General features: G+C 47.1%; 1 protein-coding gene. It reads left to right on the top strand.

Going from position 1 to position 703, the window contains the following annotated elements; all coding sequences use genetic code 11:
- Positions 1-579, top strand: a 579-nt coding sequence (locus ACTHUG_RS11270; RefSeq protein ID WP_440422255.1) for a hypothetical protein, incomplete at its 5' end; no start/stop codon positions are given.
- Between the last annotated feature and the right edge of the window lie 124 nt (positions 580-703).

Here is a 703-nt window from a genome sequence, read left to right on the forward strand (position 1 = left end):
ACACCACACAACACCACCACCAACAACAAAACAAAAAACACCAACACAACCAACAAAAAACAACAAAACCCCCCCCACACCAAACACACAACAACCCACCCCACCACAAAACAAACCAAAACAACAACAAACCAACAACCAACCCACACCCACCAACACCAAAACCACCAACAAAAACAACCAACCAAAAAAAAAACAAAAAACCCCCCCCCCCCAAAAAACACCAACAAACAAAAACCAAAAAAACACCCCCAACAAAAACACCTAAACATAACGACCACCCCACACCCCCCCAAACCAAAACAAACACCACACCACACCACCCAAAAAACAAACAAAAACACCAAACCCAAACACCCAACAAACAAACACAAAACCCCCCCAACCCACCCCACAACCACCAAAAAACCCAACAAAACACCACCCAACCCACCAAAAAACAACACCCACACCACCACCAAACCACCACACAAACCACCCCCACCCCAAAAAACAACACACACCCAACACAACCCACCAACACCCACACAAAACACCAACACCCCAACAAACAAAAACCACATTCGCCATGGTACTTAACAAAGGCCTCACCCCTCATCCCACATCTCTATACTTCGAAACACACAAAGACGCAACCGCCGCCTACTTTCATCCCTTCGCGTCCGATGCCCACCAACTTACAGCGCGATCGTCTTTCGACCAA

It is taken from the genome of Neisseria sp. P0022.S009 (assembly GCF_051956675.1).
Taxonomy (GTDB): domain Bacteria; phylum Pseudomonadota; class Gammaproteobacteria; order Burkholderiales; family Neisseriaceae; genus Neisseria.